Genomic DNA, 26,857 nt, shown 5'->3' with positions numbered 1-26,857 from the left:
TTCCCCGCCGGGGGGGGGGGGGGGGGCCCGGGGGGGGGGGGGGGGGGGGGCCGGGGGGGCGGGGGCCCCCCCCCCCCCCCCCCCCCGGGGGGGGGGGGGGGGGGCCCCCCCCCCCCCCCCCGCGCCCCCCCGCGCCGCCCGCACGAGCACTGTTCCCCTCTCCCCCTTCTGCCACCAGGAGCCGGACCGATGGACCGTCGCACGTTTCTCACCGCCGCAGGGACCGGGGCCGCGGCCCTGTCGCTCGGAGCCGTGACCGCCCCCGCCACAGCAGCAACCGCCCCCGCCGACCCGCGCCTCCTTCGGACCTGGTTCCGCGACACGTACCGCTCGATCGAGGCGATGACGACCGACCTGGGCCTGGTCACCGACAAGATCGACCTCAGCGGTCCCGGGGCTCCCGCCCAATCCCCCCAGACATCACCGACGAACATCGGCTGCGGCCTGTGGTCGACGGTGGCCGCCGCGGGCCTGGGCGTGATCGGCGAAGGAGCGATGCTCCGGTCCCTGACCCGTACGGTCACGGCGGTGGAGAAGCTGGAGCGCCACCACGGCTTCTGGCTCAACTGGTACGACGCGCACGACGGTTCGGTGCTGACCGAATGGCCCGGCACCGGCGACCCGGTGCGCCCGTTCCTCTCCTCGGTGGACAACGCGTGGCTGGTGACGGGCCTGCGGATCGCCGCCGACGCGGCCCCGGCACTGCGCCCGCGCATCGACCGCATCCTGGCCACCGCCGACTGGTCGTACTTCTACACGCCGTACGACCCGGCCGACCCGGTGGCGGGCCCCGGCCAGCTCCGGGGCGGCGTCTGGACGGACACGGACGAGCCGACCCCGCACCACTACGGCGCACTCAACACCGAGCCGCGCATGGCGAGTTACCTGGGCATCGCGGACGGCTCGCTCCCCGGGGATCACTACTGGCACCTGCTGCGCACGATGCTGCCGGAGCACGAGCAGGAGCAGAAGCCGGGCGGCGGTTACGTCACGGTCGACGGCGTCCGCGTATGGAACGGCCACTACACGCACCGGGGCCGCAAGGTGGTCCCCACCTGGGGCGGCTCGATGTTCGAGGCGCTGATGGTGCCGCTGTTCGTGCCGGAGCCGGAGTGGTCGCCGCGCGCGTGGGGTGTGACCCACCAGCGGTACGTACGCGGCCAGATCGACCACGGCCTGCGCGAGGCGGAGTACGGCTACTGGGGCTTCTCCCCGTCGAACGTCCCCGAGGACGGGTACCAGGAGTACGGGGTCGACGCTCTCGGCATGCAGGTCGACGGCTACGCCTCCAACACCGACCGCACGCACACCGAGGACGGCGAACCGCTCCCACCCCCCTCGGCGTTCACCAACGGAGTCGTCACCCCGCACGCCTCCTTCCTGGCCCTGCCGTACGCCCACCGGGAGGCGGTCGCCAACCTGCGGGTGCTGGAGCGGGACTTCGGAGCGTACGAGGAGGGGCTCGGCTTCCGCGACTCGGTGAACGTGTCGACGGGCCGGGTCAGTGACTTCATGCTGGCCCTGGACCAGGGGATGGTCGTCGCGGCACTGGCCCAGGAGCTACGCCCGGGCCTGCTGCAACGGCCCTTCCGTGCGGGCGGTTTCCGGTCCCGGGTGCGGCCGCTGCTGGAGCGGGAGCGGTTCTCGATCTGAGGCGGAGGGGCGGGTGGCCGGTCACACCGGGCCACCCGCCCCTGCGGTGGCGCGCCCGGCGACCGGCGGAGGGTGCGCACACTGGCGGCCGCCCGGCAGCCGACAGACCCGGTTACCGCCGGAAGTCGGCATACCGGAGGCGGGGTGCCGGAGGCGGGGTGCCGGAGGCGGGGTGCCGGAGGCGGGTGCCGGAGGCGGGTGCCGGAGGCGGGGTGCGACGACGGCACCGCCGGCCGGCGCTGGCACGACGAACCCTTCGACGTGGTGGACCAGTGATGCGCTGGGTGCGCTGCTTTTGGGACGAGGAAGCCATCTCGTTCCACTTCGAGCTCGACACTGACGGTTACGTGATCCGGCAAGTCGAGTTTCAAGAGCCCGGAGGCGAGGCTTTGGCCACGACGAACAGGCCCCCGCCCGAACGCTTCGGCCTTGCGGTCGGAGTCGACCTGCTGATCGCGGCCGGCGCGTCTGTCGCGGGTGAGATCTCCAGGGGTTGATGGCGAGGAGCGCCCTCGAACAGCCGACGAGGCCCCCAGGAGGGCTTCCCCCCCTCCCGCTGGGGGCACACGAAGCACATGGAGATGTCAGACCCGAACGTCGGATGGACGCCGGAGCAGCGCGCAGCCGTGAAGCGATACGTTCAGTTCGCCGCCGCATTCGCTGTCGCAGGTATCGCCCTTTCTGTTTTTCTGATCGCTTCCGGTAACAGCGGAGGGTGGGCGCTGCTGGGGATCATCGGATGCATTTCTGCCGTTGGTTACGTTTTCATTCAGAGGGGGAAGCATGGGCGCGCTTGACAGAAGACCGATCCGTGACGAGACGATCACGAAGGGAATCACGGCATGACCAACGAGAAGGCTACGATAAGTAAGGTCTTCGGTATCCTGATACTCGCCCTTACCGTCTTCATGGTGATATGCATTGCCGTCATGCTGGCCACCGGGGCGAAATTCGTCCCGGTGATGGCCGCCCCCGTTGTCTTCCTGGGCATCGGAGCGCTGATGTACAGGTCCGGAAGGAAGTCGGCGTAACGCGCCGGACCGTCCTCCCAGCACCCCAGCGGCCCTACCCCACCCCGGCCCCCTCCAGCATGCGCCGCTGGTGCTCGCGTCCGATCGTCTCGTAGCCGATCACGGTCACGAAGGGCGCGAGCATCACGACGATCAGGCACACGGCCAAGGGCGCGTCCGTCACGGCCAGCAGACAGGCCGCCAGCAGGACCGCCAGGGTCAGGCCGATCAGGAGCAGGTGGAAGCGGTCCGCCGCCGAGAGCAGCAGGGTGTGCAGCAGGTAGACGACCAAGAGGTAGAGGGCCACCGGGAGGGCCAGGGCGAGGGCGACGGTCGTCTCGGGGATCTCCGCGTGGTGTTCCAGGTAGAGGCCCGCGACGTGCAGCCCGGCCCCGGCTCCGGCGACCCCGATGAACAGGGGGATGTGGCCGTAGCCGAACAAGTAGCCACGGTTGCGACGACGCTCCAGGACTTCGCCGAACGGGGTCGTGAAGTAGACCCACCACATGCCGAAGGTCAGGCCGACCCCGGCGACGACGACCGCGATGGCGTTCCCGGTCCAGGCCGTGCCGTCTGCCCCGCCGAGCAGTTCGCCCGATGAGGCGACCGTCCCGACCACGCTCTCCCCCAGCACGATGATCGCGAACAGGCTGTACCGCTCGGCCATGTGGTGCGGATGCCACGGCGTGCCGCCCGCCGCGCCCTGGGCGAAGACCGGCAGGGCCAGTTCCAGCGCGCCGAGGACGACGAACGCCGCGAACACAACGTAGACCGGCAGCCCGACGAAGGCCAGGACGACCCACCCGACCTGGGCGATCACCGTCCAGCGGATGTTGGCCAGGCAGACGCCCCGGAACTCGGGGGCCTCCCGGGCGGCACGGGCCCACTGGAACACCATCGCGATCCGCATCACGACGTATCCCGCAACCATCGCCCGCAGTTCGAGGTGGCCGCCCTCGTCGACGGAGTGGAACATGGCCGGGAGGCCGAGCGAGAAGACGACGACCCCGATCATCTGGACCATCGTCAGGACCCGGTAGAGCCAGTCGTCGGTGGCGAAGGCCGAGGCGAACCAGCTGAAGCTGATCCAGGCGACGCTGATCGCGAACATCGCCATGACGAACGCGATGACCGCGTGCCCCAGGTGCCCCTCGGCCAGCAGCTCGGCGAACTGGGACGACGCCGTGCCGACCGCGACGACGAAGGTCAGGTCGAACAGCAGCTCCAGCGGTGAGGAGACCCGCCCGTCCTCCTCGGGGTCACGTCCGGTCATCGGGATGAGCCTGCGCCGCGACCGGCCGGATTCATCGGGCCTGTCGCTCTTGCCGCTCATGTCGCTTTCGGGGTGTTCTGACATGCGCGCCATCATTCCGACGCCGGGCCGCCGCGACGGGGAATCACACGCCGTCGCGTGGCGCGAGGTGCGGGTACTCCCCCGCGAGTACGGCGTCCACCGCCGCGCGCGTCGGATCGGTGACGTCCCAGTCGTGGGCGGAGGGGTGACCGGTGAACAGCCCGCACGCGTCCTCGCCCCGGGGGTCCATCGCCCCGCACCAGGCCAGCTCCGCCAGGGTGGCCCGCTCACCCCTCCAGCGGGCCCAGACGGCGGTCTGGTTCGCGTCGTTGTCCCATAACGCCATCGCATGGTCGCCTTCGTGGTCGGCGGCCAGTTCGCAGAGGAGGTGTCCGGCTTCCGGGCGGCTGCCGCCGCCGGCGGCGGCGAGGCGGAGCACGAAGGCCGGGGGCGGCAGCAGGGTTACAGCGGTGCACTGGTCCATGGGGTGGGAATCCTCCGGTCGTCGCCGTCAGGGCGCGTCGGTGTCGGGTACGTCAGTCGGGTACGTCGGGGGCGTCGTCCTCGGAGACGAGTCGCCGGACCTCGCTGTGGACGTGTACGGCGATGAGGTCGCCGAGCGGGTCGGTCACGGAGAAGGAGTGCGGCCCGGGGTGATGGTCGAAGAACGCGCAGGTCGTCACCGTGCGGGTCGCCAGCTCGCGGAGCAGGGCGGGGCAGAGGCGGAGCATGTCGAGGCGGTGGACGCGGTGGGCGCCGGGGCCCGACCAGAGGAGCCACAGGTCCTGGTCGTCCGCGGTGTCCGCCGACCACAGGTGCCCGGCGTGCTCGGCCGACTCGTCGTGGTCGCCCAGCTCGCACAGGACGAAGTCCTCCGGCTCCACGACATCGGGCGGGTGCTCGGGCCCGCCCTCCATGGTGGCGAGCGCCAGCAGCGTCTCGGCGTACGGGACTTGGGTCACGGCGGTGCATTGCAGCACGGGCGTCAGACTCCTTCCGTACGGGGCGGGGGCGAGTGGTCCGCCGAGGCTTGCGCCGTCCACCCCCACACGTCCACGGGCCACGCGCCGAGGGTGACGCGCAGCCCCACGAAGGGGTCGACCACGGTGAGCAGGGCGGGGCGCCCGGATTCCAGCGCGCCCATGGCGTGGTCCTGGCGGCCGTGGTCGCCCGCCCACGCCCGCAGCGCCTCGGGAGCGTCGGAGCCGTGGAACGTGACGGGCCGAACGTCCCTCACCCCGAGCCACGGGACGGCGGGGGCCGGACCCGGATTGCGCCCGTGCCCGTCCGCCAGCCTCAGCGCCTGCCGCCGCAGCCAGCGCAGGACGAGCCGGCGGTTCGGCAGGGCGACCCCGCCGAGCGGGAGGGCCCGGCCGCCGGCCGTCACCGTGACAGCCGCGACGTAATCCAGCACCCTCACGCGATCCGCCCTCACAGCACTTCTCCCCGGCTGCGGGCGTTGAGCCGCGCGGTACGGGCCCGTAACTGCTCCATGAGCAACGCGGGGCGTACGTAACGGGGTTCGACCTCCCACTCGCGCCCGCCGCCGACCGGCCGGAGGGACCAGTACGGGCCGGCGACGCCCTGGAACTCCCCCACGCGGTCACCGCGACTGGTGTCCGCGAGCAGAGTCCCGGGGGCGGGGACGCCTGGGGGCTGATCCGTATTCGTGCTGGCGTTCTCGCCGTACACCGATCGCTCCTCTCTGTAGCCGAACGACTACCGGGGCGACTCAGCGTGGCCTAGCGTGGATACGTCTTCAACGTTTCGGAACTGGGGGATACGTTGGTCAACCGCAAGGAAGTGAACCCGGACGGGGGCCCTGAGGCGGCCTACGGAGCGCGTCTGCGGCGGGAGCGAGAGGCTCGGGGCTGGAAACAGGACGATCTCGGGGGCCGTATCGGCTACACGGGGCGGCACGTTTCCGGCGTGGAATTGTGTCACAAGTCCCCAACTCGCAAGTTCTCGATCGCCGTTGACGTGGCGATGAACTACACGGGAACCGCTGATTCGTTCGAGCGCGAGTGGCGCAAGATCAAGCACGGGGTGCTGTTGCAGGGCTTCCCGGAGTACGTGGCGCTGGAGGGCCGGGCGGCGGAGATCCGGCTGTTCGAGGTGGGCGTCATCCCGGGGCTGTTGCAGACCCGGGAGTACGCGGAGGCGCTGGCACGCGGGGCGGTGGACCGAGGCGTCATCACACCCGAACAGGCCGATCAGCGCGTCTCGTTGCTCATGGAACGCCAGGGCGCACTCTTACGCACCCTGCCGCCCATGCTGATCGCAGTACTGGACGAGAGCTGCATCCGCCGACCGATCGGCAGCCCCGCCGTGATGGACGCTCAACTGCAGTATCTGGTCGACTTCGCCGCGCAGTCCCACACCATGCTGCAGATCGCCCCGTTCAGCGTTGGTGAGCAACGGCCCTTCAACCGGCTGGTGAATCTGCTGACACTCCAGGACCGGTCCGTGGTCTCCTACGTCGAGTCCGAGACGCAGGGGCATCTGGACCGCGAACTCAGCTCCGTCATCCCGATGGTGAGGGCCTACCATCAGTTGCAGGCCGTGTCTCTGTCGCAGACAGATACCGTGGACATGATCCACCAGCACCGAAAGGGCACCCCGTGACGAGCGAATCCACGACCCAGCAGTGGGTCAAGTCCTCCTACAGCGACAACGGCGGTTCGTGCGTCGAGTGGGCCCCGGCCACCGCGTCCGCCACCGGCATCGTCCCCGTACGCGACTCGAAGAACCCGGGCGGCCCGGCCCTGGCCGTCGCCGCTGACGCGTTCACCTCCTTCGTGGCAGGCGTCAAGACCGAGAGCTTCGGCACCACCGCCTGACCGCCACCCCTGCCACCACTCCCGGCTACGCCCCACCGTGCTCGCATGGTGGGGCTTCCCGCGCTCCGGCATAGGCCCCGGGCCCACCCAGGCCGGGTCGTTCGCTGAATCACCGAAAAAGAAGGGGGTGGAATGATGCCGGCCACGGCCTCCGAAGAATCGTTCCCCGGTCTGTCGAGCAACGCTGTCGACGGCCTCGTCCCGTGCCCCTGCTGCTTCGAGGAGACCCTGGAGGAACGGGCCAACTTCGAGATCTGCCCCGAGTGCGGGTGGGAGGACGACGGCCAGGATGACGCGGACGCGCACGTCGTGCGAGGCGGGCCCAACGGCCGGCAGAGCTTGACGCAGGCCAGGCTGGAGTACCAGGAGGAGCTGGCGGAGGCCCGCCGCCGCCCCTGACCTGCCCAGCGCGGCCTACACTCCCGGTGTGAAAGCCGTGGAACCGGAGCCTAAGCCGAATCCGGTGATCCGCCCGGCGGTCCCGGCCGACCTGGACGCCGTGGCCGAGATCTACACGTACTACGTCCGCCACACCGTGATCACCTTCGAGGAGAACCCGCCACCGGTGGCAGCCTGGCACCAGCGCCTCGACGACCTCGCCGCTCGTAACCTGCCCTTCCTGGTCGCCGAGTTGTCCGGCGAGGTCGTCGGCTACGCCTACGCAGGCCCTTGGCGCCCCAAGCCCGCCTATCGGCACACCGTGGAGAACTCGATCTACCTCGCCCCCGGCCGCACGGGCCGAGGTCTGGGCGGAGCGCTGCTGGAAGCCCTGCTGGCCGCCTGCACCGGGACGCACGTACGCCAGATGATCGCCGTCATCGCCGACGCGGGCACCGACACGTCCGCCGCCCTGCACCGCCGCTACGGCTTCACGGACGCGGGCCGGCTGGCCGCCGTCGGCTTCAAGCACGACCGCTGGGTTGACACCCTGCTGATGCAGCGGACCCTGGGCCGCCCGGCGACGTCGTCCTGCTGACCAGCGAGGAACCGAGGCGATGACCGACCACTGCTGCGCGGTGATGACGACCCAGGTGAACTGGCACTGCGACCAGCACGACACCCCCTCCACCTGTCCGGACGCGCTGATCCGCTTCAGCGCGAGGTTCCAGGAGTACGGGTTGGTCATCCATGACGGCGGCGCATCGACCCTTGGGATCGACTTCTGCCCGTGGTGCGGACAGCGCCTCCCCGAGTCCCAGCGGGACCGCTGGTTCGATGAACTGGAGCGTCGCGGGATCGATCCATGGGAAGACCCGATCCCGCCCGAGTTCCAGGACGAGGGGTGGCTTGCTTCGCCGCGTCAGGAGCGGGACGAGCGTTGATCCGCTTCTGGACCGGGTTCCCTCAGCGCCCTTTTTCTGGCGCGGGCGCGACCCACGGCCTGGTTCGCGCCTTCCAGGGCCATGACGACGACCACGACAGTGATCAGGCGCTGCCACCACGGAAAGCCGAAGAACTCCCCGCACACATAGCCCGTGCCGAACGCTACGACGAGCCCCACTGCGAACGGGAGCATCTTCACCTCGCCGTTCGAGGAGGTCGACCCCGATGGTGACGTCACGCCGAAAGTACGTCCTTCCTGTGACTGATGACGGAAGAACTCGCCTGATTCATCGGCGAATTACCGGGTGTCACCCCGGAAACGGCACGCAGCGCGCACCCTCACTCCCCCGTGTACTTCCCCTGCTGTTGAGCCGCATGACGACGATGTGGTCAGCACCGAACACGGCTGCCACGGACCCTAGTCGGAGCTGATCATCGTCTCAACTGCGGCCCGCTGTGAACGTTCGCACGGCCGGGGGAAGCCGTGTCAGTCGCTGGAGACCAGGTGGGGGCGGTCGACCGATCGGCAGCCCCCCAGGCTCCCGGGGGCGCGGCCCCCCTCCCACTCACTCCTCGACGGGCCCGTCCGGCCGTGGGCCAGGAGCCAGGACCTTGGCGACGAAGCTCGCGAGCTGTTCCCGCAACCGCTCCCGCGGAATCCCTCCTTCGCCGGCCAAGTGCTCGACGAGGTCGGCCCGAGTGGCGGCGAGCAGGGCGTGGGCGGTGAAGTCGCTGTCGGCCAGGCCGGGAATCTGCTCCAGTACGGCTCGGAGCAGGCCGTGCCACCGCTCGTAGTGATCCGCCCGGTACGGGCTACTGCCGCCGGCGCTCCCCTCCAGGGCCAGCGCGAGGCGTCCGTTGTCGAGCTTGAAGCACAAGAGGGCATCGAGCAGGGCGCGTACGCGATCCCGCGGTGGGGTCGCGGGCCCCAGGGGTGGCGGTCCGGTCTCGACGGCCCGTCCGATCGGCTCCAACCGCGCCTCGTACAGCGCGCGCAGCAGCCCGGCGCGGTCGCCGAAGGCCCTAAAGAGCGTGCCCTTGCCGACTCCGGCCGCCGCCGCGACGTCGGCCATCGTGACGTCCTCCGGACTCGCGCGGCGGCTGAAGAGGGCATCGGCAGCCGCGAGTACGGCCTCCCGGTTGCGGATGGCGTCCTTGCGGGACGACTGGCGTTCGGACATGCCGCTCCCTCCGTTTGCAAAACGGACCCACGGTCCATATCTTTAAATGGACCCAGGGTCCGGATTCTACGACTGGAGGACACCCATGCCCGCACCGACCTCCCCGGCGGACCTTTTCCGCCACAGCCTGCGACTGCTGCTCGACAAGGACATTCCCGCCTGGGTCGCCCTGTGGGCCGAGGACGGAGTGATGGAGTTCCCGTTCGCTCCCGACGGCTGGCCCCGGCGTCTGGAGGGGAAAGAGGCCGTCGCCGCCTACATGCGCCACTACCCCGACCACATCGACCTGCACGACTTCCCCGAGCTGCGGATCCTGCAGACCACCGACCCACAGACCGTCGTGGTCGAGATGCGCGGGGTCGGCCGACTGGTGGAGAGCGACGCCCCCTTCGACATGACGTACATCGCCGTCGTGACCGTGCGCGACGGGCACTTCACCTCCTACCGCGACTACTGGAACCCCCTCGCCGTCCAGGAACCCGGCGCCGACTTCACCGGGAGCAGCCGATGACCACCGCACCCACCACGCTGGTCATCGGCGCGACCGGCACCACCGGAAGCCGCACCGCCGCGCAGCTGACAGCCGCGGGGCACCGCGTCAGGGCCGCCAGCCGCCGGGCCACGCCGGTCGCCGGGGCCGAACACGTCCCCTTCGACTGGTACGACCCCGCGACGCATGCGGCCGCTCTCGACGGCGTGGACCGCGTCTACCTCGTACCGCCCGTGGGCGACTCCGACCCCGCGGCAACGATGCTGCCGTTCCTCCAAGGGGCCCGCGCCGCCGGCGTGCGCCGCGCGGTGCTGCTCAGCTCCTCGGCCATCCCGGAGGGCGGCCCGGCGGTCGGAAAGGTGCACCAGGCTCTGCCCGGTCTCTTCGAGCAGTGGGCGGTGCTGCGTCCCTCGTGGTTCATGCAGAACTTCACCGGTACGCACGTCCACGCGCTCAGCATCCGCGACGAGGGCGTCATCCGGACCGCCACCGGGGCCGGCCGGGTCGGCTTCGTCGACGCGGAGGACATCGCGGCCGTCGCCGTACGCGCTCTGACCGACGAGCAGGCCCCCGACACCGATCTCGTCCTCACCGGACCCGAGACGCTCGGCCACGACGACATCGCCACGATCATCACCGAGGTCACCGGAAGGCCCGTGGTGCACCATCGCCTGTCCTACGAGGAGCTGCGCGATCGCCTCACGACGCAGGTGCCGGTGGAGTTCGCCGCGATGCTGGCCGGGATGGACCGCGCCATCGCCGACGGGGCGGAGGACCGCGTCACCGGCACCGTGCACCGCCTCACCGGCCGGCCCCCGCACACCTTCCGGTCCCTCCTTGAGCGGGAGATGGGCCGGATCGGCTGATACTCCAGGGAGATCAGCGGTTCTGGTGGCGGCCCGAGCACGGCGGCGGGTGGGTCATTGCGTCGCCTTCCGCAGCGCGGGCTCCAGAGCTTCCTTCACCAAGTCCGGTGAGCCCGTGAGCATGACCGTCGTCCAGCCGCGCGTGACCGCGATCGTCATCGTGCGGCTGGGCGAGCGCAGTTCTTTGTCCATCACGGTCCGCTCGTAACCGTAGGTCGGGCCTTCCACTCCCTTGACCTCGATCGCGCGCGTCTTCACGAGCGACTCGGCGGTGCCCCGGTCGCCGAGGACAAGGAGTTCGCTGTACTCGGGGCAGGCGGTCAGCGCGGCGAACGCCTTGTTCATACGGTCCGACATCGAAGCGGGCATACGGCTGTAGAGCCGCTGGCTCAGGAGCTCACCATCCCGGCTGAATCCCCTCGTCGAGCTGTCCTCCGTACCGATCAGCTCGTCGATCGGGCCGTCGAGGCCGTAAGGCTCCAGCGCCTCGCAGTCCTTGGGACCGCCCCCTGTCACCGGGGACTCGCCGGATCCCTTGTCCGGATCAGGGTCCAGGGACCGTACCCCCTTCCCCAGATCGGAGGCCTCCAGCAGCAGCGGCCGAAGGTCCCCCGCCTTCAGGCGCGTCGAGGTGGGAGCGGGGCCTGGCGCAGAGCCCTCGCTCCCGGAACCGCCAACCGAGCACCCCGTGAGTGCGGCCAGCAGGGCGAGACCGGCCACGACCCTCCGCCGACGCCGCACACCTTGCGCCGCCACCGCACCGCCCGGGCCGGTCCGTTCCACCGTGCTCCCGTTCATCACACCCCGACTCCCACAACCCGCCGCCGGTCCGGCGCGGAGGCCGGGCAGGCGCGGACGACCTCGCTCCGCCGCTGCCCCTTCCACTCTGCAATCAGGAGCCGCATCCGCGCAGGGGCTCGGAGAAAGACCGGAGGAGATCGACCTGAATCAGTGACCCCCGGGCCGGTCAACTGCCGCACGGGCGCGACGTGAACCGTTGGCGCCAGGTTCCGAACATGAAACTCCCACGTGGTCCAGCCGTAGACGCCGTGGCCCTGACGGCGGGCGCTGCCGGCCAGTGCTGCCAAGTCGCTCACGATCGCGTCGGCGATCTTCAGGCCGTTCACCCGTTCGAGGCGATACGATCTCCCTTCGCATCTCTGGGGAGAGATACGGGAGTTGATGCCTTGGGGGGCGATGTGGTGGAGGACAGCAGGCCTGCGCGCGGAGGACGGGGATCCGCGTGGGGGAGGTCGCTGCTCGTCGTGGTGGCCGGGCTGGTCCCCGGACTCGCCGTGGCCTTCCACTGGTTCGGCTGGACCTCGATCCCGGGCAACCGGTGCGGCGGCAGCAGCTTCCGACCCTGCCCCGAAGGCACCACCCCCACCATCCTGCTGGCATTCCTGTGCACCTTCGCGGGCATCGCCGTGGTCACCTGGCGGATCGAGAAGCTGACCAGGGTCCGGCCCGGGAGGGCACTGCCCGCCGTGCTCGTCGTGACGGGCATGATCCTCGCCCTCTGGCCGGGCCGGCAGGCGTACGTATGGCTGCGCGGCCCCGTCGTCGACCGGGCCTGGGACACGCCGATCGACCGGCCGGACAGCGTCACGGGCGCGGGCAACTGGGTACTGGACGACGCCGTCGTCCGCGCACGCACGGACGGGCTGACCGGCTACGGCCTCGGCGACGGGCGTGAGCTGTGGAACTTGGCCGCGCCCGAGCGCGGTTCGGCGTGCGCGATGAGCGACTCCGTGGTGGACGGCGTCGGCGTGATCGTCTTCGGTCGTGTGGACGCGCCGTGCGACACCGTGTGGGGCGTGGACACCGCGAGCGGCCGCAAGCTCTGGGAACGGAAGATCACGGGCGGCACCGGTTCCGAGTCGCCCACCGACGGCAGGGTGGCTGCCGACGGCGACGTCGCCGTCGCCCTGGAGGACACCGCTGTACGGGGATTCGCCCTGCGAGCAGGCGATCCGCGCTGGGAACTGGACCTCGACGCGGGCTGCTCGCCGGTCGTCGCCTCGGCCGCGGCGGGCCGTACCCGGGTGGTCGTCCAGTGCCTGCCCGACGGCGAGTTCGGCTCGCTGGAGCTGGTCTCGCTCGACACCGCGACCGGCAAGGCCGTACGCCGTACCGCCCTGCCGGTGGAGAGCGAGTGGGTGGCGGCCGTGGTCGTCTCCGCCCGGCCGTTCACGCTCTGGCTCAAGGAGAAGGACGCCCGGGGCACCGACGCCGCACTGGCCTTCGACGACCGGGACCGGCTGCGCGCAACGGTGAAGGTGTCGGGGCGGGAGGAGGATCTCCGGATGACCGCCTACCCGGACCGGAGCTTCGACGCCCGGCCCGCGCTCCGCGCCGCGGTCGTCGGAGACGTTCTGGTGACCGCGGCGACGAAGCCGGGCAAGATGATCCCCGAAGCCCTGTCCGGCTACGGGCTCGACGACGGGCAGCGCTTGTGGCACACCGGGGCGGGCGGTCCGGTCACGGCCCTCACCCGACTGCCCGGGAACCGGCTCGCCGTGCTCGCGGACGGGCGGATCCGCTCCCTCGACCCGCGCACCGGGCATCTTGCCGAGGGGCCCCTGATCCGCGAGGGCATCGACGACGTCGCCGAGGCCCCCCAGCTGGTGCGCGGCCGCGACGGCGACTGGGTCCTCGTCAACCCCGACGGGACCGGCGCCACTCCGCCACTCCTCGGCTTCAGCAGCTGACGACCAGGAGGGCGGCGGCTGACGGTCAGGAGGGCGGCGGTCGCCGTCCTCCTGACCCCCGTTCCGGACCGCTTGGCAGCATGTTGACATGCACTTGACACCCATAGGGCTCACGCCGGACGCTCGGATTCCTCCTGGGACAGCCTGACGACAATGAGGTGCAGACCCATGCGATCACGCCCCATCGGACTTCTTCTCTCGACCCTCGCAGGCGCGGTTCTCGCGTTCGGCGGCACCACCGCCGCCTCCGCAAGCCCGGCCCCGGCCCCGGCCCCCGGTTCCGTACCGTCCGGCGACGTCGGTGCGGCCGACGGCTGTTACACCTGGAGCGGAACCCTCCAGGAGGGTTCCAGCGGTGAAGCCGTGCGTCAGCTCCAGATCCGGGTCGCGGGCTACCCCGGCACCGGAAACCAGATCGCCATCGACGGGGCGTTCGGCCCGGCCACGAAGGCGGCCGTGTCGCGCTTCCAGTCCGCGTACGGGCTGGCCGCCGACGGCATCGCGGGCCCCGCGACCTTCAACAAGATCTACCAACTGCAGGACGACGACTGCACCCCGGTCAACTTCACCTACGCCGAGCTGAACCGCTGCAACTCCGACTGGTCCGGGGGCAAGGTCAGCGCCGCCACCGCCCGCGCCAACGCGCTCGTGACCATGTGGAAGCTCCAGGCCATGCGGCACGCGATGGGCGACCGGCCCATGACCGTCAACGGCGGCTTCCGCAGCGTGTCCTGCAACAGCGCCGTCGGCGGCGCGGCCAACAGCCGCCACATGTACGGCCACGCGGCCGACCTCGGTGCGGGATCCCAGGGCTTCTGCGCCCTCGCCCAGGCGGCCCGCAACCACGGCTTCACCGAGATCCTCGGCCCGGGCTACCCGGGCCACAACGACCACACCCACGTCGCCGGCGGCAGCGGCCGCTTCTGGTCCGCGCCCAGCTGCGGCATCTGACGCCGCGGCGCTCTCCTGACGTACGGGGGCCTCCGCTCGGCGGACCGGAGGCCCTCGTACTCGTACCAGGAGGGCTACCAGCCCATCCCCACCACCACGGCCAGCGCCGCCAGCAGCACACACAGAGCGCCGTTGACGATCCGGTGCTCCCAGAACACCGCGACGAACTCCCGGATCGTCGCGCTCGGCCAGAAGTACGCGGCGGTGGGCGAGCCGATCACCTGGCCGCGCACGCCCTCCTTGCGAGCGGTCATCGCGGCCCGGAACGCGTGGAAGTTGTTGGTCACCACGACGCAGACGTAACGCTCGTCGGCCCCCTCCATCAGGCTTCGGCTGAAGCGCAGGTTCTCCGTCGTCGTACGGGAGCGGCTCTCCTCCAGGACGAGGTCCGGGTCGGCGCCCTCGGCCACCAGCCAGCGGCCCATCGCCTCGGCCTCCGGCAGCTTCTCGTCCGGGCCCTGGCCGCCGGAGACCAGCAGGACGGGTGCCGGTCCGCCCCGGGCGATCTGCCGTTGCTGGACACGGAGTCCGGAGCGCAGACGCGAGGCGAGCAGCGGGGGCACGCGTTCCCCGCCGATGAGGCCCGAACCCAGCATCACCACGAAGTCCACGTCGCCCCGCACCCGGATGCGGCCGTACAGGAAGGCGTACGCGAGGAAGCAGAGGAAGAGGAAGGCGACATAGCCGGTGATCAGCACGACGGCCAGGATGAAGGAGCGGTACGCCTTCGAGCCGCCGAGGTAGTCGGCGGTGACCACCAGGGCCAGGACGGCGAAGATGCCGATCCCGGCCAGGCCGGAGAGCAGGTTGGCCGGGCGGCGGCCCTCCTTGCGGACCATGGTGAGGCCGTTGACCACGAGGAAGCCGCCGAGGACCACGATCGCGAGCACGGGCACCAGGAAGACCAGCGCGTACACGAGCACGGCCAGGTTGTCCGGCAGCCGGTCCACCTGCGTCAGCAGGGCGAACGACAGACTCAGCACGGTCAGGCCGAGCAGCACCGCGTTACGGAACTGGCGGCGGTCCTGCCGTACGCCCCAGCAGAACCAGAGCAGGAACACGGCCGTCGGGGCAAAGGCGATCACGGGGACCTCGGGTTCGTCGGTACGTCTGGGGCGAGGCGGCTGCGGCGAAGCGGCTGCGGCGGCGAACCGCCGCCCGCATATCTGCCATCTGCCATCCGCTATCCGCTATCCGCAGGAGTGCGGGGGTTACTGCCCGGAGTCGCGGTTCTCCGCAACCCAGTCGTCGTTCGTCTGCCAGGCGTACAGCGTGTGGTCCTCGATCGATACGTAATAGGAGCCGCAGCGGCCCTTCGCGCTGTCCGCGACCCCCGAGGGGAACCAGGACGCGCTGATCTCGGGGTCCGGGGCGCTCTCGCCGTCCAGCGGCTCGCACTGCGCGGGGAGACGGCCGTCGTGAAGCGTCGCCCTGAGGATGCGCTCGCCGCCGGTGGTCCGCATGGCGTACTCGACGGACGAGGCGCCGTCCGGCAGCCAGCGGGGAACGGACTCGCGTTCCCCCTTGGCCTCCTTGCCCGTGGCGTAGGACGAGGTCTGCTCGTGCCGTCCGTCGTACCACTCCCTGGCCTCGGGTACGGCCACGGCGGCCGCGACTCCGAGGACCGCCACGGCGCCGACGACGCCTATCAGAACGCCACGCATGCTCTCACTCCTGATGCCTGTTGCGACTACGAGCAGATCTCTTCTGTTCACCTCAATCTTCGACGCCCCACGCATCTGAAACATCAACCTATGGGGCATTTAGGGGTACATCTCCGGTCGCACAGACCCTTAGGCCTCCACGTCGTCCTCCCGCCAGACGTCGAGGTCCATGTTGCCCAAGCGCCAGGTTGACCACCATGATCCCGGCGACCTCGGCGTCCACCCGGAAGGAGTGCCCGACCTCGTCCTCCAGGGGGACCACGCGGACGGAATGTCCGGGCTCACGCATGGTGGCGGTATCGGCGATCAGCACCACGTCGGAGATCATCGCTTCCGGATCCGCGCCCGGGCGGACCTGGGCCATCACCTGCTCCGGGGTGGCGTACGAGAAGATCGGTCTCCTGGACGAGGACAGACAGCGCGCGGGCCGGCGGGGTGTAGCGGGGTGGGTCGGTCCGCGTCTCCAACGCGAAACCGGCGGGCTCGTAGCCGTCCTCTTCCTCCGGCTCCATCTCCTCCCCGCCATCCCACTCGGCGGGTGACAGAAAGGGAGAAGACACCTCACGTCTGACATCCGCCTCTGACAGAGGGCTTTGGAGGACGCACGGTCCGCGGCAGCCACCGCGCGGTGCGGCGGGCCCTACGCTGCCCCCCGTGCACAGCATCGAACTGCTACCGGACGAGGCGACCGACCGAGCCGTACGGGGCGTGTGGCAGTCCCTCGCGGACGAGGGCCTGCCCAGCCAGAGCGCGCACCACCACCCGACCAACCGGCCGCACCTCACGCTCGCCACGGCCGACACGCTCCCCGCTAAAGCCCGTACCGCCCTCGCGGAAGCCCTCGCCGCGCTGCCCCTCCCCCTCCACCTGACCGGGCTGCTGCGCTTCTCCGGCCGGGTCGACGTGCTGGCCTGGGCGGTCCGGCCCGACGCCGCCCTTCTGGAGCTGCACGAGACGGTGTGGCGGATCCTGCGGGACACCCCCGGGAGCCACGACGGCTCCAACCCGCTTCACTCCCCCGCCCGTTGGATCCCGCACATCACGCTCGGCCGGGGCCGGGGCGCGGTATGGCCAGGCCCCGACGGGCGGTGGCTCCCCGAGGAAGCCACCGGGCCGGGTGTCCTGCCGGGTCGGTGGGCCGAAGCCCGGTCCTACGACTCGGTGAGCCGGACGACGGCCGTGATCGGGCCGGGGACGCCTTGAGCCGCTCCCCGGAGCGGGGGGAGCGGCTGCAGAACGCCCGAGGGGGAGTCAGCGCACCAGCCGGACCAGCTTGTGGTTGGCGAACTCCTCCATGCCGAAACGGCCCAGCTCCCGGCCGAAACCGGACCGCTTGACCCCGCCGAACGGCAGTTCCGCCGCGGTTCCGGACGGGGCGCCGACGAACACCATGCCGGTCTGGAGGCGCTGGGCCACCCGCTCGGCCTGGGCGTCGTCGTCGGTCTGGATCGAGGCGCTGAGGCCGTACGGCGAGTTGTTGGCGAAGTCGACGGCCTCCTCCTCGGAGCCCACCTTGAACAGCAGGGCCACCGGTCCGAACAGCTCCTCCTTGTAGGCCCGCATGTCGGGGGTGATGCCCGCCAACACGGTGGGCTCGTACCAGGCGCCGGGGCGGTCGATGCGCTTGCCGCCGGCCAGCACCGTGGCGCCCTTGGAGATCGCGTCCTGCACCTGCTCGTCCAGGGTCTCGACCGCCTTCTCCGAGGAGAGGGGCCCCATGAAGGTCCCGGGGTCGGTGGGGTCGCCTACGGTGATCCCCCGGACAGCCTCGGTGAAGGCGGTCGAGAAGCCGTCGTAGTGCTCGTCCAGGGCGATGATGCGCTTGGCGGCGTTGCAGGCCTGGCCCGCGTTGCCCATGCGGCCGATCAGCGCGTTCTTCACCACCTGCTCCATGTTCGACGCGCCGAGGATCAGATACGGGTCGGAGCCGCCCAGCTCCAGCACGACCTTCTTCAGGTTGCGGCCCGCGATCTCCGCGACGGCCGCGCCCGCCCGTTCCGAACCCGTCAGCGAGACCCCGTGGATCCGGTCGTCCCCGATCAGCGTCTCGATCTGCTCGTTGGTGGCGAAGATGTTGACGTACGCCCCCTTCGGCAGGCCCGCGTCCAGGAACAGCCGCTCCATCGCCAGCGCCGACTCCGGGCACTGCGGGGCGTGCTTGAGCAGGACCGCGTTGCCCAGCATCAGGTTCGGTGCGGCGAACCGGGCGACCTGGTAGTACGGGAAGTTCCACGGCATGATCCCCAGCAGGGTGCCGACCGCCTCCTTCCGGATGACGGCCCGGCCGCCGGAGGCGACGTCCAGCTCCTCCGCCTCCAGGAAGCCCTCGCCCCGATCGGCGTAGTAGCGGTAGATCGACACGACGGTGCGCAGCTCCCCGAGGGCCTGCTTGACCGGCTTGCCCATCTCGCGGGTGATGATGGCGGCGAGCTGGTCCTTGCGCTCCTCGTAGAGGTCCGCGACCCGCCGCAGCACCTCGGCCCGCTCCGCCGCCGGCCGGGCGGCCCAGGCGCGCTGCGCGTCGTCGGCCAGGGCGAGCGCGTCCTGCAGCTCGCCGTCGGTGGCGGTGGGGTACTCCTGTTCCGTCTCACCGGTGGCAGGGTTGACGACTCGGTACGTACTCATGACTTCCTTCCGTGGACAGCTCCCGGACGAGGTCCGTGCGAGACGGAAACGGCCGCAGGACCACCGGGCGGACATTCGGGTACCCATCCGGCAGATGCGCACACCTCGCCCCTCCCACCGCGCTCATGACTCCGCCCGGTATCGCCCTCGCGGCTCCGGCCGGCCGAGCGGAACCGGCGCATCATGAGGGCATGCCATCGCAGAGCGGCGGCCCGGACCGTACGGACGACGGGCGCTACGTGATCGTCAAGGGGCGGCGCTGGCGGGCGACCGACCCGGCCGTCCCCGAGGACGCGGCCGCCGCCCTGCGCTCCCACCTGATGGCGGCGCGGCGGGCGGTACGGGAAGCGAAGCGCTCGACGGACGATGCCGCGCTCCGCCGGGCGCGCGACCGCGTCCAGCGAGCCAAGGTCGCGCTCGGCGAGCGGGGCGACCCGTGGTGGGAGCAGTCGGGGAGGGAGCGCGACCGGCGGTGGCGCGACGGGCTCGCCTGGTTCGACGGTCACGGCGAGCAGTGAGCCGCTGCTCCGCCCGGGCGGTCGACGGCCGCTCGCGTCGGGGGCATCGGCCCCTGTCGTACCGGACCGCTACTGTCCGGCGCATGGAGAACATGATCCCTCGCGGCAACTGGCTCGACGACGACATATTCCATACGTTCGTGAGAGAGGTCACACCGCTCGACTTCGGCTCCTGGAGCCTGACCGATGTCGAGCGCGCAACGTCGGCGCTGGGGTGGGAACTTCGGGAGCCCAAGGAAGTCGCGGGCCAGGTCTGGCGCAGGTTCGCTCCCCGGAAGGGCCCTTCGGCCGGATACGGCACCCTGATCGCCGATGTCTCGGAGCCCGAGCGGATACGCAAGCTGAACGTTCGCGTCGTCGACCTGCCCGCCGAGGACCTGGCCACGGCCGTCGGCTTCATCCGCGCCGCCTGGTGGGTCATGGAGGGGGAGTTGGGCCCGCCGACGATGTGGGGCGGCGCCTCGGGGCCGTGGATGCTGTGGCGGCGTCCCGGCACCAGCATCCTCGTGCACTCGCACGACGAGGGCGAGGTGAGTCTCGAACTCCTGCCTGCCGCAACGGACGTCGAATCCGCCGCAGGCCGCTACTCGCGGGGGCGTTGGCGCGCCGCCGAGCCGGCCGACCTGCCGGCCACGTCCTTCGGGGACTCCGCCTCCGCCTCCGGCGCGCCGGACCTGTCCGGCACCACCTGGGAAGCGGTGGAGAAGCGCCTGTCCGAAACCCTCCGGTCCCTCGACCACGACACCCCGTTCTTCCCCGGCAGGTTCATCCTGCACCTGGGATCCGCCGACGATCCCCAGCGTTTCGTCCAGTGCTGGAGCCAGGACCTCAGCCTCGTCGTCGAGGCCACCGGCCATCTGCACCGGCCGGATGCGGCTGATCCCGTCCGCATGGCGCAGAACGGCTGGGAGTTCTCCCGCTCGATCTGGCAACGCCGGTTCCCCGACGCCATGGACGATCCCGCGCACGCCGCGACGGCCGCCCGCATGCTCGTCGAGGAGCTGCGGCAGCTCGGCGTCGGCCTGGCCGAACTCTCCTACGACGGCACCATGAGCGGTCGCGGGCGCGGCTTCCACCTCGACCTGCCGGACCTGGGCATCCCGCGCGTCCACCACCCCGCCACCTGAACTCCCGCGCATGGGGCAGGCGTTGCCGGAATCATTGACAGCGCCGCGCCCCGCTGTCACCGTCCTGACTGACGGCGGCAGTCGCCGGGCGCGGAGGAGCATCAGGCCCCGGAGCCTGCGATGGCGGTGACGCGGATCTCCACCCTCATGGCGGCGAGGCCGAGGACAGTGACGCCGGTCTCGGTCCAGATCGGCGCACGACCGCCCAGACGAAGGCGGAACTGCTCGGCCATGACCCGGTTGTGGTCTTCGCCGATGACGTCGTCCCCCGGCGCGACCTTGTGGTACGAGTTCACATGGATGACGTCCTTCCAGGTCGCGCCGACCGTGGCGAGCGCGCGCTCCACGTTGTCGAAGACCCGGACGATCTCGTCCTCCAGCGAGTCGGGGATGACCAGATCATCGTCGACCCCGGCCTGACCGGAGATCTCGACCCGGTCCCCGACGCGGACGGCGCTGCTGTAACCGAGGGCTTCGTGAAGCTTCTCGCCGTAGCCCGGTACGACGCCGAAGGTGACGGTGCTCATGATGCTTCCTCTCCTCGCACCCGAGGGGTGCGCTTTCGCTTCCATGACTTCACGCGTAAAGTTACTGTAGCAAGCGATGACTTCAAGCGCAAAGTCATCGGGGAGCGCACCGAGGGGACGGGAAGACCGATGAGCGGCACCGAAAGGCCCATGAGCGAGACGGACGGGCGGGAGGAGGAGCGCACGAGCGCGCACGCGGACGACGAACAGCCGCGCTGGCTCGACGAGCAGGAGAAGGCGGCGTGGACAGGACTGATCTCCCTGGTCCTGCTGCTGCCGGGCAAGCTGGAGTCGCCGCTGCGGCAGGAGCACGGCATCACCCTGTTCGAGTACCTCGTACTCAGCCATCTCTCCGAGGCCCCGGGGCGGAAACTGCGGATGGGCGAGCTCGCCTTCCTCGCCAGCGGATCCCTCTCCCGGCTCTCCAACGTCATCAAACGGTGCGAGCAGCGCGGCTGGGTCGTCCGGACCCCCGACCCGGCCGACGGGCGTTACACCCTCGCCGAACTCACCGAGGCGGGCTTCGACATCGTGGACCGGGCGGCCCCCACCCACCTGCGCACCGTGCGCGGCCTCGTCCTCGACTCCCTCAACACGGCAGACCAGAAGGCGCTCGTCCGTATCGCGGAGAAGATGCGGATCGTGCCCGACGACTTCGGCTGACCGCCGTCACCGCCCCCTCACCCCGTCCGTGACCCGGTCCAGGCGGTACAGGTCGGCCACGCAGCCGCCGGGCCAGTACCGCTCACCACCCTCGCTGAACGGCTCAAGCATCTGACTGATCACCAGGCGCTCGTACGGTAGGACCCGCTCCCCAGCCGCCGCGCCCTCGCGCAGCCGGCGGTCCTGGGCGTCCCATTTCTCGGCCCGGTCCCGCATCGCGGTGTCCAGGTTGCTCAGGGCGATGGCCGGGCCGACGCAGACCAGGACGCAGAGCGCGGCGCACACGGCCTTCGCCGGGGCGGTGCGGCGGGTGCGGCGGCGGACGGCCAGGCCGAGCAGGGCTCCGACGCCGACGAGGAGAAGCACGTACAGCAGGAGGTAGTCGTTCCACAGCCGGTTGGCGCTCGGGTCGCTCACCCGGTCGCCGACGACGGGGTAGGCGATGACCGTGCAGAGGTAGCCGGAGACCAGGAGCGTGACCAGCCCGGCGGCGGTCAGCAGCGGCCAGTGCGCGGGCGGGCGGGGCGTCGTCCCGTCCGCCCTCCGGCACAGCAGCCCGAGCAGGACGCCCACCGCGACCCCGCCCACGTACTGCCAGGTGGTGACCACGGTGACGGTGATCTCGGCGAACGCGCGCAGCGACGCGGCGAGGGAGTCGGGGGCGAGCAGGGAGGTGGTCTCCGCCCCGAAGCGTTCCCTGCGGTTCGTGGAGCCGGGCGAGGTGATGAGGACCAGCGCCCCGGCCGCCGTCCCCACGATGCCCCCGGCGCACCACAGGCGCACGAACCCCCGGTCGGCGGCGGGAACGACCCGGCCGGACACCAGGAGCGCGGCCAGCAGCACCATCACCACGACGATCGCCGTCTCCTCGGACAGCGTGGCGAGGAAGGCCGCCATCAGCAGCGCGACGGCGACCGCGAGGACCCGTCCCCGGCGGGTCCGGGCGAGCAGGAGCGGTACCAGGGCGGCGCAGGCCAGGACGGGCGGCAGCGTGTGCGAGACGGACGCGGCGGGCCAGTAGAACGTCTTGTACGTGTTCGGCGTGACGAACAGGAGCAGTGCCGTGGACATGGCCGCGAGCAGCAGGGGCAGCCCGCGCGGGGTGCGCAGCCCGGCCCGGCGCAGCGCCAGCACGGCCACCGTCCACAGGACCGCGAGCACGAGGACCCCGCTGACCAGGGGGAACCACTGGTGTCCCGCGACCTGGAACTTCGCGTACGCGCCGACCAGGAGCGCGTTGGCGACCCGCCCGTTGTCGTCGAAGTAGAACTGCCCGACGAGGCCGCTGATGCCGTCGTCCCGCACGCGCGGCAGGAAGCACCAGTCGTCCGCGCCGGGCCGCACCCACCGCCCGAACCAGGACGCGGCGGCGAGCAGGGCGAGCGGCGGGAGGGCGAGGGCGGTCACCCAGAGAGCCGTCCAGGGGCGGTCGGAGGGGGACTCGGCCCGGTCCGGCCCGGTCCGGTCCGTCACGGTCGGGTTCCGCCCGCCTTCCGGGGCGGCGGTTACGGGAACCTCGTCGGACATCGCAGCCTTCACCGGTCCTGGGGCGAGCGGGTGGGCAGCGGTGCGGGCGCCGGGCGGCCCCGCAGCGGTTCGGCCGGGCTCGTCGATCCGCCCTCGCCGTCCGGTACGGCAGCGGCCGCCTTGCTCTGGCCCGAGGTGATCGCCCACCGCGCCAGCAGGAACGAGACGGGCGTGACGAGGACGCCGGCCGCCAGCGCGGCGAGGTTCTTGTCCATCCCGAGGCCGCTCACCGCTCCGTAGAGCAGCGCCCCGGACGCCACCAGGTTGACCAGGCTGGAGAGGGGATAGCGGACGAAGGCGTGCCAGGTCGGACGCGTCCGGATGGTGACGTAGGAGTTGAGCAGGAACGAGCAGACGATGCTCACCACGTAACCGATGACATGGGCGGTCAGGTAGGGGATCCAGCGGTTCAGCGAGGCGTAGACCCCGAGGTAGACGGCGGTGTTCACGCAACCGATGAGGACGAAACTGCCGAACTGGCGGACGGTACGGGACCGGCGCGCGGCGAGCGCGGGGTCCTTGCCCGGGTTCGCGTCCGCGGTCGGCTGCGCGTCCCTGGTGAGCTGCGCGTCCGCGGTCGGCTGCGCGTCCCCGGTGAGCTGCGCACGCGGCGGCGGACTCTCCGGCAGCGCCGCCCGGCAGGTCGCGTCCGTCTCCCGTACGACGTACGGCGGGCGGTGTTTCGCCTCGTGGTAGATGCGGCCCACGTACTCCCCGATGACTCCGAGCGTCACCAGCTGGATGCCGCTGAGGGCGACGACGGCGATGAGGAGGGTGGCGTAACCGGGGGTGTCCACGCCGTGCAGGACGACCCGCACGACGGTCCACAGTGCGTAGATGAGGGCCGAGACGAAGACCCAGAAGCCGGTGTAGATCGCCAGGCGGAGCGGCCGGTTGTTGAAGGAGAGCAACCCGTCGATGCCGTAGTTCAGCAGCCGTCTGCTGCCCCACTTCGACCGGCCCGCCACCCGCTCGCTGTTGCGGTAGCGGAAGGTGACCGTGTCGAAGCCGATCCAGGAGAAGATCCCCTTGGAGAAGCGGTTGCTCTCGGGGAGGGACAGGACGCTCTCCACCGCCCGCCGTGACAGCAGCCGGAAGTCCCCCGAGCCGTCGATGAGCTCCACGTCCATGCAGCGGCGGACGAGCGCGTAGTAGGTGTGGCTGAGGGTGCTGCGGAGCAGGCCCTCGCCCGTGCGGTCGCGGCGCGGGATGACCTGGTCGTAGCCGTGCCGGTGCAGCTCCAGCATGCGGGGGATCAGCTCGGGCGGGTGCTGGAGGTCGGCGTCCATGATCACCACGGCCGCCCCGCTCGACATACGGAGTCCGGCGAGCATGGCGGCCTCCTTGCCGAAGTTGCGGCTGAAGGCGGTGTAGTGGACGCGCGGGTCACGGGCGGCGATGGCGTTGAGCAGGGAGCGGGTGCGGTCCCGGCTGCCGTCGTCCACGTAACAGATCTCGAAGCTGTCCCCGAGCGGGTCCAGAACGCCGACCAGGGCGGCGTGGAAGGACTCGATCACCTCGGCCTCGTCGAAACACGGCACGACGACCGACAGCTGAAGGCCAGTCACTCGCCACCTCCGGACTTCGGGCCTCTCGTGGGGCCGGGCCCTTGACCGGCGCCTGCGCCGTCGGGCCCCGGCGCCGGGGTCCGGGTCGCGCCACGTCCGCCCCATCTGACGACGGGCGGCGGCCTCCGTCTCTCCGTACACGCGCGGGCGGACCGCTTTCCGCCGCCCTTTCATGCGAACAGCGGAGGCGGACCGGCACAACCGCTCAGGCGGACGGCGGATGCGGTTCGGTGGATCGCCGGGTCGCGAGGGCGAAAAGGCGGACATAGCCTCGCAAACGTGACGTCTCCTCGACCGCCAGGGACCACCGGCCGCCCCGCCGAGCCGTCCGCCGCGTTGCCCACCAGGGCGTCCGGCGTGCCGCTCGCCGCGCTGCCCACGAGGCCGCTCGCCACCCCGGCCTCCGTGCTGCTCGCCACCCTCGCCTCCGTGCTGCTCGCCGTGGGCTGGCTGGTGTTCCCCGCCGCCGTGACCGCCCGCGCCGACGACCCCGTCGAGCTGTCCCGGGACGGGCAGATCACCGACCGGGTCGGGGCGCTGGGCGACCGGGCGGGGCAGGTGGAGGACGCGCTCGACCGGCTGTACGACGAGCAGCGCGTCCAGCTCTTCGTGGTGTACGTACGCGACTTCTCCGGCCGGTCCGGACAGACCTGGAGCGACGAGACCGCCGACCGCAACGGCCTGGGCCAGGACGACGTGCTGCTCTCCGTCGCCACCCACGACCGGCAGTACGCCTACTCCGTCGACGCGGACGCGCGGCTCACCGACGACCGGCTGCGGGACGTGGCGGGGACCGCCATCGAGCCCGCGCTGCGGGAGAACGACTGGGCGGGGGCCGCGATCGGCGCGGCTGACGGCTACGCCTCCGCCCTGGCCGGACGCCCCGTGACCGCCCCTGCGATCACCCCGGGCCCCGCCGACCCCGGAACGGGCGGGTCCGACGCGACCGGCGCCCGCGACTTCAACCTGCCGGTGGCCGTCGTCGCGGGCGTGGGCGCGGTCGGTGTCTACGCGTACGCCCGGCGCAAACGGCGCACGACGACCCGCACCACCCCGGCCGCCACCGGCTGGGGGCGCACTGCGGAGGCCGGCGGCGCGCCGGAGCCGCCGACGCCGCTGCCGGAGCTGGACGCGCAGGCCAAGGAGGTGCTGGTGGACACCGACGACGCGGTGCGTACCAGCGAGGAGGAACTCGGTTTCGCCACCGCCCAGTTCGGCGAGGAGGCGGCGAAGCCGTTCACGGCGGCGGTCGCGCGGGCGAAGGACGAGCTGACGCAGTCGTTCCGGTTGCGCCAGCAGCTCGACGACGCCTTCCCCGAGGACGACGCGACCCGCCGCCGGATGCTGGAGGAGATCCTGCGGCGGTGCGCGACCGCGAACGAGGGGCTCGACACCGTCTCCGAGGACTTCGACCGGCTGCGCGCGCTGGAACGTACCGCTCCGGAAGCCCTGGCCACCGTGGACGCCACGCACCGCGACCTCACCGGCCGGGTCGCGGCGGCCGAGTCGGGTGTGGCCGGGCTGCGCGAGCGGTACGGGGAAAGCGCGGCCGCCCCCGTGGCGGCCGACGTCGAGCAGGCGGAGGACCGGCTCGTCTTCGCGGGCTCCGCCGTGGAGCAGGCCCGTACGGCGGTCGAGGGCGGCGAGAACTCCAGGGCCGCGGTGTACATCCGGGGGGCCGAGGGCGCGGTGGGGCAGGCGGCCACGCTGCTGGACTCGGTGGACCGGCGGGCGGCGGAGCTGGGCGAGGCCGCGGGGAAGCTGCCCGCCGCGCTGACCGAGACGGAGACCGACCTCGCGGACGCGGGCGGGCTGCTCGAAGGGACCGCCGAGGGCGCGTCGACCGCCGATCTGCGCGGCCGGATCGCCCGCGCCGAGGCCGTGCTCGCGGACGTCCGGGGCGCGATGGCGGCGGGACCGTACGACCCGATCGACGCGCTGCGCCGGGTGGAGGAGGCGGACGCGGCCCTGGACGAGGCGCTGGCGGGGGCCCGGGACCAGGAGCGCGGCGAGGCGAAGGCCCGGTCCCTCCTCGATCAGGCGATGCTCACCGCCCGGTCCGCGATCGGGGCGGCGGCCGACTACATCACGACCAACCGGGGTGCGGTCGGCAGCCAGGCCCGTACCCGGCTGGCCGAGGCGCAGCGGCGGTGGGAGCGGGCCCGGGAGCTGTCGGCCACGGACGCGCAGGGGGCGCTGGCCGAGGCGCAGCAGGCGGACGCGCTGGCCGGGCAGGCGATGGCCCTGGCCGAGCAGGACGTCCGCGGTTTCCGTTCCCCGCAGGGCCCCGGCGGGATGGGCGGCGGCGGGGCCCTGCGG

General features: G+C 71.5%; 33 protein-coding genes. 18 read left to right on the top strand and 15 right to left on the bottom strand.

Annotated features, from left to right (window positions below):
- Positions 1 to 189: 189 nt before the first annotated feature.
- The 3 genes from JS521_RS07560 (at position 190) to JS521_RS07550 (ending at position 2,684) form a co-directional block, all read left to right on the top strand.
- Positions 190 to 1,653, top strand: a complete 1,464-nt coding sequence (locus JS521_RS07560; protein ID WP_205081947.1) for a glucoamylase family protein — start codon at positions 190 to 192, stop codon at positions 1,651 to 1,653.
- Positions 1,654 to 1,928: 275 nt separating this feature from the next.
- Complete coding sequence (locus tag JS521_RS07555) at positions 1,929 to 2,150, top strand: hypothetical protein (RefSeq protein ID WP_205081946.1); 222 nt, start codon at positions 1,929 to 1,931, stop codon at positions 2,148 to 2,150.
- A 345-nt stretch (positions 2,151 to 2,495) separates the two neighbouring features.
- Positions 2,496 to 2,684: a hypothetical protein gene (locus JS521_RS07550; RefSeq protein WP_205081945.1), complete on the top strand. Its 189-nt coding sequence runs from the start codon at positions 2,496 to 2,498 to the stop codon at positions 2,682 to 2,684.
- Between the two features lie 34 nt (positions 2,685 to 2,718).
- On the opposite strand, the gene JS521_RS07545 is transcribed toward JS521_RS07550, so the two are convergent.
- The 5 genes from JS521_RS07545 to JS521_RS07525 form a co-directional block, all read right to left on the bottom strand.
- Positions 2,719 to 3,996: a low temperature requirement protein A gene (locus JS521_RS07545; RefSeq protein WP_205081970.1), complete on the bottom strand. Its 1,278-nt coding sequence runs from the start codon at positions 3,994 to 3,996 to the stop codon at positions 2,719 to 2,721.
- 64 nt (positions 3,997 to 4,060) lie between these two features.
- Positions 4,061 to 4,441, bottom strand: a complete 381-nt coding sequence (locus JS521_RS07540) for a hypothetical protein (protein WP_205081944.1) — start codon at positions 4,439 to 4,441, stop codon at positions 4,061 to 4,063.
- A gap of 52 nt (positions 4,442 to 4,493) precedes the next feature.
- Entirely contained in the window at positions 4,494 to 4,937 is a 444-nt protein-coding gene (locus JS521_RS07535; RefSeq protein ID WP_205081943.1) for a hypothetical protein, read from the bottom strand.
- Between the two features lie 5 nt (positions 4,938 to 4,942).
- Positions 4,943 to 5,371, bottom strand: coding sequence for a hypothetical protein (locus JS521_RS07530; RefSeq protein WP_205081969.1), 429 nt, complete (start codon positions 5,369 to 5,371; stop codon positions 4,943 to 4,945).
- Between the two features lie 17 nt (positions 5,372 to 5,388).
- Positions 5,389 to 5,649 (bottom strand): hypothetical protein, encoded by a 261-nt coding sequence (locus tag JS521_RS07525; protein ID WP_205081942.1) that lies wholly within the window; start codon positions 5,647 to 5,649, stop codon positions 5,389 to 5,391.
- A 93-nt stretch (positions 5,650 to 5,742) separates the two neighbouring features.
- On the opposite strand from JS521_RS07525, the gene JS521_RS07520 reads away from it, so the two are divergent.
- From JS521_RS07520 to JS521_RS07500, 5 genes are all read left to right on the top strand, one after another.
- The gene (locus JS521_RS07520) at positions 5,743 to 6,582 is read left to right on the top strand and encodes a DUF5753 domain-containing protein (protein WP_205081941.1); all 840 of its coding nucleotides are present in this window, start codon (positions 5,743 to 5,745) and stop codon (positions 6,580 to 6,582) included.
- A complete protein-coding gene (locus JS521_RS07515; RefSeq protein WP_205081940.1) occupies positions 6,579 to 6,797 on the top strand; it encodes a DUF397 domain-containing protein in 219 nt (72 codons plus the stop codon). Before JS521_RS07520 ends, JS521_RS07515 begins: the two co-directional genes overlap by 4 nt.
- Positions 6,798 to 6,929: 132 nt before the next feature.
- Entirely contained in the window at positions 6,930 to 7,196 is a 267-nt protein-coding gene (locus tag JS521_RS07510; protein WP_239486910.1) for a CPCC family cysteine-rich protein, read from the top strand.
- A gap of 37 nt (positions 7,197 to 7,233) precedes the next feature.
- Entirely contained in the window at positions 7,234 to 7,773 is a 540-nt protein-coding gene (locus JS521_RS07505) for a GNAT family N-acetyltransferase (protein WP_205081967.1), read from the top strand.
- Between the two features lie 19 nt (positions 7,774 to 7,792).
- On the top strand, positions 7,793 to 8,119 hold the full coding sequence (locus JS521_RS07500) for a DUF6980 family protein (RefSeq protein ID WP_205081939.1): 327 nt from the start codon (positions 7,793 to 7,795) through the stop codon (positions 8,117 to 8,119).
- On the opposite strand, the gene JS521_RS07495 is transcribed toward JS521_RS07500, so the two are convergent.
- Positions 8,098 to 8,358 (bottom strand): hypothetical protein, encoded by a 261-nt coding sequence (locus JS521_RS07495; RefSeq protein WP_307847803.1) that lies wholly within the window; start codon positions 8,356 to 8,358, stop codon positions 8,098 to 8,100. The genes JS521_RS07500 and JS521_RS07495 overlap by 22 nt on opposite strands.
- 328 nt (positions 8,359 to 8,686) lie before the next feature.
- Positions 8,687 to 9,301 carry a TetR/AcrR family transcriptional regulator gene (locus tag JS521_RS07490; RefSeq protein WP_205081938.1) on the bottom strand — a complete coding sequence of 205 codons (615 nt, stop codon included), beginning with the start codon at positions 9,299 to 9,301 and terminating at the stop codon, positions 8,687 to 8,689.
- Between the two features lie 85 nt (positions 9,302 to 9,386).
- Between JS521_RS07490 and JS521_RS07485 the strand changes: the two genes are divergently transcribed.
- Together JS521_RS07485 and JS521_RS07480 are read left to right on the top strand one after the other, a co-directional pair.
- Entirely contained in the window at positions 9,387 to 9,812 is a 426-nt protein-coding gene (locus JS521_RS07485; RefSeq protein ID WP_205081937.1) for a nuclear transport factor 2 family protein, read from the top strand.
- The gene (locus JS521_RS07480; RefSeq protein WP_205081936.1) at positions 9,809 to 10,657 is read left to right on the top strand and encodes an NmrA family NAD(P)-binding protein; all 849 of its coding nucleotides are present in this window, start codon (positions 9,809 to 9,811) and stop codon (positions 10,655 to 10,657) included. The genes JS521_RS07485 and JS521_RS07480 overlap by 4 nt, the downstream gene beginning before the upstream one ends.
- A 54-nt stretch (positions 10,658 to 10,711) precedes the next feature.
- On the opposite strand, the gene JS521_RS07475 is transcribed toward JS521_RS07480, so the two are convergent.
- Complete coding sequence (locus JS521_RS07475) at positions 10,712 to 11,455, bottom strand: hypothetical protein (RefSeq protein WP_205081935.1); 744 nt, start codon at positions 11,453 to 11,455, stop codon at positions 10,712 to 10,714.
- A gap of 467 nt (positions 11,456 to 11,922) precedes the next feature.
- Between JS521_RS07475 and JS521_RS07470 the strand changes: the two genes are divergently transcribed.
- A complete protein-coding gene (locus JS521_RS07470) occupies positions 11,923 to 13,368 on the top strand; it encodes an outer membrane protein assembly factor BamB family protein (RefSeq protein ID WP_307847802.1) in 1,446 nt (481 codons plus the stop codon).
- Positions 13,369 to 13,536: 168 nt separating this feature from the next.
- Complete coding sequence (locus tag JS521_RS07465; protein WP_205081933.1) at positions 13,537 to 14,319, top strand: D-Ala-D-Ala carboxypeptidase family metallohydrolase; 783 nt, start codon at positions 13,537 to 13,539, stop codon at positions 14,317 to 14,319.
- 74 nt (positions 14,320 to 14,393) lie between these two features.
- Here JS521_RS07465 and JS521_RS07460 read toward each other — a convergent pair whose 3' ends face one another.
- From JS521_RS07460 to JS521_RS37470, 3 genes are all read right to left on the bottom strand, one after another.
- Positions 14,394 to 15,404: a YdcF family protein gene (locus tag JS521_RS07460; protein WP_205081932.1), complete on the bottom strand. Its 1,011-nt coding sequence runs from the start codon at positions 15,402 to 15,404 to the stop codon at positions 14,394 to 14,396.
- Positions 15,405 to 15,530: 126 nt separating this feature from the next.
- Positions 15,531 to 15,983, bottom strand: coding sequence for a hypothetical protein (locus JS521_RS07455; RefSeq protein ID WP_205081931.1), 453 nt, complete (start codon positions 15,981 to 15,983; stop codon positions 15,531 to 15,533).
- Between the two features lie 88 nt (positions 15,984 to 16,071).
- Positions 16,072 to 16,347 carry a DUF6924 domain-containing protein gene (locus JS521_RS37470; RefSeq protein ID WP_372448564.1) on the bottom strand — a complete coding sequence of 92 codons (276 nt, stop codon included), beginning with the start codon at positions 16,345 to 16,347 and terminating at the stop codon, positions 16,072 to 16,074.
- Between JS521_RS37470 and JS521_RS07450 the strand changes: the two genes are divergently transcribed.
- A complete protein-coding gene (locus tag JS521_RS07450) occupies positions 16,271 to 16,525 on the top strand; it encodes a hypothetical protein (RefSeq protein ID WP_205081930.1) in 255 nt (84 codons plus the stop codon). The two genes, JS521_RS37470 and JS521_RS07450, sit on opposite strands and share 77 nt — an antisense overlap.
- A gap of 112 nt (positions 16,526 to 16,637) precedes the next feature.
- Positions 16,638 to 17,186 (top strand): 2'-5' RNA ligase family protein, encoded by a 549-nt coding sequence (locus tag JS521_RS07445; protein ID WP_205081929.1) that lies wholly within the window; start codon positions 16,638 to 16,640, stop codon positions 17,184 to 17,186.
- Positions 17,187 to 17,234: 48 nt separating this feature from the next.
- On the opposite strand, the gene JS521_RS07440 is transcribed toward JS521_RS07445, so the two are convergent.
- Positions 17,235 to 18,608 carry an NAD-dependent succinate-semialdehyde dehydrogenase gene (locus JS521_RS07440; protein WP_205081928.1) on the bottom strand — a complete coding sequence of 458 codons (1,374 nt, stop codon included), beginning with the start codon at positions 18,606 to 18,608 and terminating at the stop codon, positions 17,235 to 17,237.
- A 191-nt stretch (positions 18,609 to 18,799) separates the two neighbouring features.
- Between JS521_RS07440 and JS521_RS07435 the strand changes: the two genes are divergently transcribed.
- Complete coding sequence (locus tag JS521_RS07435) at positions 18,800 to 19,126, top strand: hypothetical protein (protein ID WP_205081927.1); 327 nt, start codon at positions 18,800 to 18,802, stop codon at positions 19,124 to 19,126.
- 83 nt (positions 19,127 to 19,209) lie between these two features.
- On the top strand, positions 19,210 to 20,253 hold the full coding sequence (locus JS521_RS07430; RefSeq protein ID WP_205081926.1) for a TY-Chap domain-containing protein: 1,044 nt from the start codon (positions 19,210 to 19,212) through the stop codon (positions 20,251 to 20,253).
- A gap of 101 nt (positions 20,254 to 20,354) precedes the next feature.
- Here the strand turns inward: JS521_RS07430 and JS521_RS07425 are convergent, their stop codons facing one another.
- Positions 20,355 to 20,780, bottom strand: coding sequence for a Rid family hydrolase (locus JS521_RS07425; RefSeq protein ID WP_205081925.1), 426 nt, complete (start codon positions 20,778 to 20,780; stop codon positions 20,355 to 20,357).
- Positions 20,781 to 20,909: 129 nt separating this feature from the next.
- Here JS521_RS07425 and JS521_RS07420 point away from each other — a divergent pair, with 129 nt between their 5' ends.
- Complete coding sequence (locus JS521_RS07420) at positions 20,910 to 21,443, top strand: MarR family winged helix-turn-helix transcriptional regulator (protein WP_372448563.1); 534 nt, start codon at positions 20,910 to 20,912, stop codon at positions 21,441 to 21,443.
- A 6-nt stretch (positions 21,444 to 21,449) separates the two neighbouring features.
- On the opposite strand, the gene JS521_RS07415 is transcribed toward JS521_RS07420, so the two are convergent.
- Together JS521_RS07415 and JS521_RS07410 are read right to left on the bottom strand one after the other, a co-directional pair.
- Positions 21,450 to 22,970: a DUF6056 family protein gene (locus JS521_RS07415; protein WP_205081923.1), complete on the bottom strand. Its 1,521-nt coding sequence runs from the start codon at positions 22,968 to 22,970 to the stop codon at positions 21,450 to 21,452.
- 8 nt (positions 22,971 to 22,978) lie between these two features.
- On the bottom strand, positions 22,979 to 24,538 hold the full coding sequence (locus JS521_RS07410; RefSeq protein ID WP_205081922.1) for a glycosyltransferase: 1,560 nt from the start codon (positions 24,536 to 24,538) through the stop codon (positions 22,979 to 22,981).
- A gap of 429 nt (positions 24,539 to 24,967) precedes the next feature.
- On the opposite strand from JS521_RS07410, the gene JS521_RS07405 reads away from it, so the two are divergent.
- Positions 24,968 to 26,857, top strand: a 1,890-nt coding sequence (locus tag JS521_RS07405; RefSeq protein WP_307847805.1) for a TPM domain-containing protein, incomplete at its 3' end; no start/stop codon positions are given.

Source organism: Streptomyces durocortorensis (assembly GCF_016901035.1).
GTDB lineage: Bacteria > Actinomycetota > Actinomycetes > Streptomycetales > Streptomycetaceae > Streptomyces > Streptomyces durocortorensis.
The sequence above is the reverse complement of the archived record's forward strand: the minus strand, read 5'-3'. Positions and strand labels throughout refer to the sequence as shown.